At 43.9% G+C, this 7,833-nt stretch carries 6 protein-coding genes and 1 pseudogene; 1 reads left to right on the top strand and 6 read right to left on the bottom strand.

Features of this window, described 5'->3' with window-relative positions; translation table 11 throughout:
* Together CPT76_RS35360 and CPT76_RS35350 are read right to left on the bottom strand one after the other, a co-directional pair.
* On the bottom strand, window positions 1-602 hold a 602-nt coding region (locus CPT76_RS35360), incomplete at its 3' end, for a hypothetical protein (protein ID WP_374954765.1).
* 1,250 nt (window positions 603-1,852) lie between these two features.
* Window positions 1,853-2,263, bottom strand: a complete 411-nt coding sequence (locus CPT76_RS35350) for a winged helix-turn-helix transcriptional regulator (RefSeq protein ID WP_258169104.1) — start codon at window positions 2,261-2,263, stop codon at window positions 1,853-1,855.
* 231 nt (window positions 2,264-2,494) lie between these two features.
* Between CPT76_RS35350 and ahlS the strand changes: the two genes are divergently transcribed.
* Window positions 2,495-3,343: an AhlS family quorum-quenching N-acyl homoserine lactonase gene (gene ahlS / locus CPT76_RS35345; RefSeq protein WP_105446211.1), complete on the top strand. Its 849-nt coding sequence runs from the start codon at window positions 2,495-2,497 to the stop codon at window positions 3,341-3,343.
* Between the two features lie 1,135 nt (window positions 3,344-4,478).
* On the opposite strand, the gene CPT76_RS35340 is transcribed toward ahlS, so the two are convergent.
* The 4 genes and pseudogenes from CPT76_RS35340 to CPT76_RS35320 all read right to left on the bottom strand — a co-directional run bounded on the left by CPT76_RS35340 (window position 4,479) and on the right by CPT76_RS35320 (window position 7,636).
* Window positions 4,479-4,961: a GNAT family N-acetyltransferase gene (locus CPT76_RS35340; protein ID WP_105446210.1), complete on the bottom strand. Its 483-nt coding sequence runs from the start codon at window positions 4,959-4,961 to the stop codon at window positions 4,479-4,481.
* A gap of 559 nt (window positions 4,962-5,520) precedes the next feature.
* Window positions 5,521-5,658, bottom strand: a pseudogene (locus tag CPT76_RS41080) (IS110 family transposase); the annotation flags it as partial.
* A 160-nt stretch (window positions 5,659-5,818) separates the two neighbouring features.
* A complete protein-coding gene (gene msrA, locus CPT76_RS35330) occupies window positions 5,819-6,319 on the bottom strand; it encodes a peptide-methionine (S)-S-oxide reductase MsrA (RefSeq protein ID WP_105446209.1) in 501 nt (166 codons plus the stop codon).
* Window positions 6,320-7,111: 792 nt separating this feature from the next.
* On the bottom strand, window positions 7,112-7,636 hold the full coding sequence (locus CPT76_RS35320) for a Rossmann-fold NAD(P)-binding domain-containing protein (RefSeq protein WP_219845496.1): 525 nt from the start codon (window positions 7,634-7,636) through the stop codon (window positions 7,112-7,114).
* Window positions 7,637-7,833: the final 197 nt, after the last annotated feature.

Genomic DNA, 7,833 nt, shown 5'->3' with positions numbered 1-7,833 from the left:
CGAACTGCATCCTTTTCCCCATTTAAGACCCCGTAACCACCATCTGTATTAGCGCGATATCGGTTCTTTTTTATTATATCAATAACGGTTTCATGAAGCTCTATCTGGCTTTTTAAGCCTTTAGTGATTCCTTCCTGCCATTTAGCGAATGCTGGAGCTTCTAAGTGAGAAACTTGTCGCCATGTTAATGGGCGAACCTCCTCATTTTCATATACCGCCAGAATCATGCAATCCCCTGTCTGTATGAACTCTACACTATCATTCTGAATACGAACGATTGCCAATGCCGCTCCCCAAAGTTCTTCCTTTTTCTTCAGATCAATATTAGCGAGCACCATTTGTTCCATAAGAAGATCATTCACCTCAATCATGTGGTCCATTAAACTTCTAGGATCAGTAACAGACTCGAAGTAGTTTTTTACCAGATTCGCGGCAATAAAACCGCCTGCCTCCTTTTTGGTGTTTAGATAGGGTACCAAGGAAGATACACCGTCCAAAGCTCCATACAAATTTGCTTTCGGATGCATTATAATGGCATCCTCATTTAGTACCCCAACGCCTTTCCTGGTGATCTCCTCATAAGTAACAAACAAGTTGTTCACTCCTTACTCATATTCTTTTGTAATATCCTCAACCTATTTTACCATTTCTCCTATTACCAAGTATTGTAACTATCCTGCCCGTTAGCTTAATGAATTAGTGCAGTGAAAGATGCTTATCTAATCGGTAATCGGATTATGTTCTTGTCCTTTACGGCAATCGGTACAAGTTCTTGTCTTTTCTTCGGGACAAGAACTTGTACCGATAAACAAAAAAACCGCTATAATAGCGACTTTCGATGGGACTTTGTTCTTGTCCCTCGACATCATCGTTGGTATAGAATCATCCTGGATTACCCAAAATAAAAAAGGGTAAGCTCCTATAAGTTGGGTGGTATCTTCATTCTCCCCTTCCCGGCCGTCTGTTTGGGCGGCCTTTAAAGTAGATAAACCAAAATATACAAAAGGTGAATTTTAATGGTAAAGACAATAAATACATATAAAAGACTCGCCTGGATCGGGGCTATTGTCTCTGCATCGACTTTTTCATTAACAGGTGATTTATTTTTCTTAATATTTGTAGTGGCAAATGTCGTGGGGTTGATGATTGTGCCTAAATTGCTTTCACGAATAGAAAAGTAACACTGCTCTCACTTTACTTGCCACCATAAAAGTACCTGCACTTGTCATTCATGGGATGGACGATCCCCTGTTCGTCCAGGCGTGTGGCGAGGACACGGCTTCGGCCATCCCTGGTGCCGAGCTCATGTTGGTTGACGGCATGGGACACGACCTGCCGCACCAACTTTATGAAGTGATTGCTAATGCCATAGAGCGAACGGCTCGCAGTGCCCGATAGAACGAGTAGACCCAGGGGCGCAGCGCTGATCAATTTGCACCCTTGAGGGTGGAAACAGCGGAACTCTTGGAGCGGTTGTTATAACAGTTTGTACATTTATATGGTAACAAACGAATAAGCGCCAGTTCCATGATCACATCGTGAGCCGGCGCTTTTTTTGTATTCGTAAGGCTTTACTATTCGTGCGTACAAATATGGCATTTCTTTCATTCAGCTGAGACCGGAAGCGGGTTGCCAAAGAAAAAAGCCGCCAGTTGGCGACTGAATTAATGAGTATAGCATAAATCTTCGGCCCGTATGACGACTCCCCTTCTAGACTCCTCGGCATTCCCGGATTATGCGGTGCCCGTTAGGTATATTGAAAAATTCCGTTTTCAGCCTTTTCAAAGAGTCTTCCAAGGCCTAGCTGATATACAAGACTCCACGACGTGATATTTCATGTACGTAAAGTTCATCAATTTATGCTGCCGGATTCATGTGAACCAGGTGTATAAGCAGAGTCATACTTAACTCGAGCCTCTACAACTTGAGTGTAATTTTCTCTTCCCCACTGCCTTAACTCTTTCATCGGCTGAAGCAATGTTTCCCCTAATGTTGTTAGTGAATACTCGACACTTAGAGGTACAGTAGGAGTAATGTGTCGTTGAACCACTCCATCACGTTCCAGCTTGCGCACCGTCTGGGTAAGCATTTTTTTAGATATCCCCTCCACCCTCCGAAGCATTTCTCCATATCTGATTTTACCGTCTTCCATGGCATATATAACAAGAGCTGACCACTTGTTAGAGATAATGTCAAGAACTTTGCTATAGCCGCAATTGGATAACGAAATATCAGATTGCTTAGTTGTTGATGAATGTGCCAAACAGTTCCCCTCCTATGCCCTATGAAGTTCCCTGGACACTTTAAAGTGCCTGCTTATATCATTTTATTTTTTGTACTACTGTATGTCTATACCAGTACTGAGCCGCTTTAGCTAAATCTGCCATAGCAAAGACACTTCTTAAAGGCAAATACGAGTGTTCCAACAGCAACAAGATGCGCTTCCAAAAGGGGTTACCTTGTACTGGATTACTTCGATGGGTGGGTAATAAACATGACAAATATTATAAAAATGCATCCTAAGCTATATGTATTGGATAACGGTCGAATGAGCATGGACAAAAATTGGATCATCTCCATGCACAATCCAGCAACAATTAATAATCCGAATGCCCAGACACAATTTGTGGAGTTCCCAATTTATACAGTATTAATTGATCATCCTGAGGGGAAAATCTTGTTTGATACAGCCTGCAATCCAAACTCAATGGGCGCTCAAGGGCGATGGGCACAATCGACCCAACTGTCGTCTCCATGGGTGGCAAGCGAGGAATGTTACCTGCATAACCGATTGGAGCAGCTTACGGTTAGACCCGAGGAAATAAAGTATGTTGTTGCCTCCCACTTGCATCTGGACCATGCTGGATGCCTCGAATTGTTCACAAACGCGACCATTATCGTCCATGAGGATGAGTTTAATGGAGCACTGCAGACCTACGCTCGCAATGAAAAAGAAGGAGCCTATGTGTGGGCTGATATTGACGCTTGGATCAAAAACCAACTGCAATGGAAAACGATCAAACCGGGAGAAGACAATTTGGATCTGGTGGAGGGTATCAAAATCTTGAATTTCGGAAGCGGTCATGCATGGGGAATGTTAGGTCTTCAGATCGAAATGCCAGAAACCGGCGGAATCATTTTAGCTTCCGATGCCATTTATACCGCGGAAAGTTTTGGTCCTCCGGTCAAGCCGCCTGGTATTATCTATGATTTGATCGGCTATCGAAATGCAGTAGAGAAAATCCGTACATTGGCTACCCGCACGAATTCCCAAGTGTGGTTCGGGCATGATATGGATCAATTTAAAACTTTGAGAAAATCTACTGAAGGATATTATGAATAACTCAATTTTCGCACAGCGGAAAAATAGACCTGAAGGCTTGTTCCTGAAATGTTAATGTATATTGAAATACTTTAGCACATTAGAGCCGCAACGGCTATCTTAATGGCAGAGCGTCGATTGACTGATCAACAACCGTGCGACCGCCAGTGAAGATTGTAACCTATTATTCAATTAACGGGAAACAATAACACAATAAAAAACAGCGGTGGTCCATGACTTATCTTCTCGTCCAAGGCTTACCGCTGTGGTTAGTCCAGAACTTTACCGTCCCGGACTAACCCTGTTTCAGTTATTTGGGTCTCTAAATGCATTAGCTTCGCATTAATATAGTGTGTTTCAATTTCTTCCCGGTGCGAATGTCTTTTCGTTTGAATGCCATTCTTAATGTTGAGACAACAATATGATTTACTTGCTGGCAAGGGTCTTTTTCTATTTGCAAAAGTCTCGTTATACATCATGTATCAGACTAGAAGTGCGAAATATGGCATACGAATCTCTCTCTTTCCACGCATTTTATCCATTAGCATAATCTGTTACTCAGGAAAGATACAATGGATAATTTGATTTTAATTGAAGTTACCATCTGGATATTACCACACTCTACTGCTCGTTAGCGTAATGAAGCTGCCGATCAGCACCGGCAGCTCTTCCTGTTCGTTATTCAACTATCGTATCCCTTAGGCCCCGTCCAAGCTACAGTTTTCTTTTCGCGAAGGTATTGACTCGCCGTTCGAAGGAAGTGTGGGACAGATTTGAGCGGACTAGCAAATCGTCGTCACCCACACTGCAATTGAATTATCGATATTAGCGTTTGAGAAAAGATATTAATATGTAAAACTACTAATTCGCCCTATTTCTATAAGATAGTTAGCAGCAACCTTTCTTAACGAACATAATTCAATATTAAAGTAATTAGTCGACGTTTGATGTTGATAATAAGTTGAAAGGCGCGGGTTACAAGGCTTGTATCCGCCAAAAAAGCGTCAAGACAATAATGTCTCGACGCTTTTATGCTGCCTTTTTGCCTTTAAAATTATTGAATTTCTATAAGAATAAGAGCATTTTCCTCTTAATTCACTTCATTCTCGATCTAACGATAACATTTATAGATTCGTCGATATTTTTGTCTTCGTATTCACTTTAATTCAAACTCCATAAACACATCTGCTCTTACATAAGGCATAGGCCCAATTTGTTGAACAGGAACGTGCTTGAAACCAACCGATTCGTAAAGATGAACAGCGTTCGGCAACTTGGTGCTACTGCCCAAAAAGAGCTTTGTTGCGCCAAGCCCGCGTGCACGGTTAATGGCGGCATGGATGATTATCCGTCCGTATCCGCGCCCCCGTGACTCGGGTGTAACGCTCATCTTCGAGAGCTCGAACACACCGGCGCCTTTCGGAACGAGTGCAACGCAACCGATGATCGAATCACCATCTCGCGCGATAAGCACGTCTCCTCCTTTGTTCACGATGTTCTCCACTGGGTTATTGAGGATAACCCGGTCCTCCTCTTCGATGGTAAAGAGGAGGGCAATCCATTCCTCGTTAAGTGTTTTGAAGGCTCGAGCCTCATCGGGTGTCTTCATCGAAGTAATCGTGAGCACTGTTTCAAGCATGCTATGTTTCCTCCTCTTGAATGTTTGATTTCTAGTATAGAAATATCCAAACGATTGATCAATTTCAATAATTCAATTATTATCATTGATAACATCTATGATTGACAGTCACAGCCCAATCAAATGTCTAGTAAGTAATTGGCAAGCCTATCAAACCGGAAGTGCGCGCCGCATCATGCATTACACCAATTCCTTTATTTATTCGGAATATTTATTTCCGTCGCCGCCTGAAATGAAAAAATCCTGAAAAACTGCCTTTCAGGACTTTTTCATTTCACCTTCATTCTTTTGATACCAGTTTACTCCAAAGACTAACCAACTTCATAACTACGTCGCTTACATTTTTCTGCTACTTATCTTATCGGTAATCGGCTCATGTTCTTGTCCATTACGGCAATCGGTACAAGTTCTTGTCCTGGGCTCGGGACAAGAACTTGTACCGATAAAACAAAAAAGCCGCTAACATAGCGACTTTCAATGGGACTATGTTCTTGTCCTTAGACACTTTTTGTATATTAGCTATAATCTGTATTATACACGTAATTCACTGGAATTACCCGAAAGTTACCGGCTTTCCAACTTCGACTCCGTGGAAGTCCTGGGCCCGAGCCACGTGCTTAGACTTAGCGATATCCACCCCGACTATGAGAGTCGTTGATGTGATTTGAGTTATTCGCTCGTTTTGAGTAGAATTCATGTTGTATTCTCCTTGGTTTTGTTTTGGTATCCTTCGCTGGCCAGCTACCGGGATCCAAAACAATTTTACCAAGGCACTTTTACAATCACAAGCAGTTTCAGAATAAATTAAGGAGCCTTAGTCCGGTGAAGTATCGAACTAAGGCTCCTTAGTGCTCTTTTCATTGTTCCCGCCTAGGAAGGACCCAGGTGGGGCGCGGGAAGTGGCAGGTGTAGCCGCTCGGATAGCGCTCCAGATAGTCCTGGTGCTCCGGCTCTGCTTCCCAGAAGTCGCCGACCGGCATCACTTCGGTGACGACCTTGCCCGGCCACAGACCCGACGCGTTCACGTCGGCGATCGTCTCCTCCGCCACCTTTCTCTGCTCGTCGCTCGTATAGTAGATCGCCGAACGGTAACTTGTGCCGATATCGTTGCCCTGACGGTTCCGCGTCGTAGGGTCGTGGATTTGAAAGAAATACTCCAGGATGCGCCGGTAGCTCGTCTCCGCTGTATTGAAGACGATTTCGATCCCCTCCGCATGAGTGCCATGGTTGCGATAGGTCGCGTTCGGAGTGTCACCGCCAGTATAGCCGACGCGAGTCGAGATGACTCCGGGAAGCTTGCGGATCAAGTCCTGCATCCCCCAGAAGCATCCCCCAGCGAGTACAGCGCGTTGATGCATGTTAAACCTCCTCAACTTGATTGGGATATTTACCGTGGCATTATACCTGTTTACATCAAAATTATTTTGCCTTTCCCCAATAAGAATATTCATCTAGTTTATGGAATGGACGCTCATACCTGGCGCCGACAGCCAAATCCTTTTAAAGATTTTAAAGAGCGCTGTTTAATTACGTTGGTTGCGTACGGCCACCGGCCGCCAACCCGATCATGCAAACTTGTTGAAGAGAATCTGAGTTGGCCGTCCACTGCCGGAACCTATGTCAGAAAAAAATTACTGTGCCGTAAATTGCATGAACTTAAGAAAAAAATAGATTGTCAAAATCACTAGGCATATAGTAACAGTAGCCGCGAATGTAAATCGAATCACATTCTGATTGTCAAAAACCCAGCCGCTGAACTTACGCATAATATTTCCTCCTTCAAATGTTTTGGCAGCCTCCTGAACGAAAATGTCTGATCCTAAAATAAAGTATTCCGTAGCTTCGTCAACCATTTACTGTGACCAGCCTATGTAATCTAGGGTGGCGGCCTGATCCTAATTGAACATCATCATGAGCGTAACGATGTCGCGAGCGTGACAAAAATTTCCGGCCGATCCTGGACGAATATATCAAAGACATGGATGATGACGAATACCTTATCGCTTTCCCTTTCTGCCGATCGGTCGCCATGCCGCCTATAAAATTCTTCGTGATGAGGGGGATGACGAGACTGGCAAAGTTAATTATATTGTTGAAAATAAATAAGCCGCGGTTTACGCGGCATAAGTTTGGTATAATGTTTTTCTTTCTTAATAAAGGTTATGCCCTATCCAACTCAGTAGTGGCTCCTCTTTTGGTTCCCAACCCAATAATTTCCTCACATTCACCCCACGAACACGGCTATTGGAAGCGAGGGATGACCGTACCCAATCCCCCAGCTCAGCAATTGCGTCGTTAACCGACCAACTTATTGTTTTGCCTTGATAACCAAGGGCTTCGCTGATAGCTTTTGCAATGTCTCCGAAGGAATCCTCCCCGTTTTCAGCGAAAAAATAAGAAGCCGACGGTGCTTTCACAAGAGCCAACAGGTAAAGCTGTGCTAAATCTTTAATATGAACGTTGGACCAGCGGTTAACACCTTTTCCGACATGGACGCCTGCCCCCATTTCCTGAGACTTACGAACAAGTTGCGGCACCTGAGCACTTTCTGCTGGCAATCCAAGTGCTTTTCCATAAATCATAGAGGGAACGATCACAATACTTCTGACCCAATCATCAATGCCGGCCCTGCGGACAAGTTTATCAATATGGGCGCGATACGCCCGGATATCCATTGGAACAAAAGGAGTTTCCTCGTCATATTATTTTTTCACTTATGGTATCGCCAAGGGCATCATCGCCAATAACGCTTGATCCGGACGTGTGTATAAAAGCCTTTCCCGTACCTCGCAATGCCCCAATAATCGTCACCACAGAGGCCAGGTGATCTGCGTTAGCAGCGTTAATGACAGCATCACTACGTTGTGCGAAC

Origin of the sequence: Paenibacillus sp. AR247 (assembly GCF_002968895.1) — a bacterium.
Lineage (GTDB): Bacteria > Bacillota > Bacilli > Paenibacillales > Paenibacillaceae > Paenibacillus_AQ > Paenibacillus_AQ favisporus.
This window is presented reverse-complemented; position numbering and strand designations above follow the sequence as displayed.

Excerpts from the sequence above, each read along its gene's own strand:
- ahlS (WP_105446211.1), top strand. The coding sequence starts at position 2,495 with ATGACAAATATTATAAAAATGCATCCTAAGCTATATGTATTGGATAAC.
- CPT76_RS35320 (WP_219845496.1), bottom strand. The coding sequence starts at position 7,636 with ATGGATATCCGGGCGTATCGCGCCCATATTGATAAACTTGTCCGCAGG.
- msrA (WP_105446209.1), bottom strand. The coding sequence starts at position 6,319 with ATGCATCAACGCGCTGTACTCGCTGGGGGATGCTTCTGGGGGATGCAG.
- CPT76_RS35340 (WP_105446210.1), bottom strand. The coding sequence starts at position 4,961 with ATGCTTGAAACAGTGCTCACGATTACTTCGATGAAGACACCCGATGAG.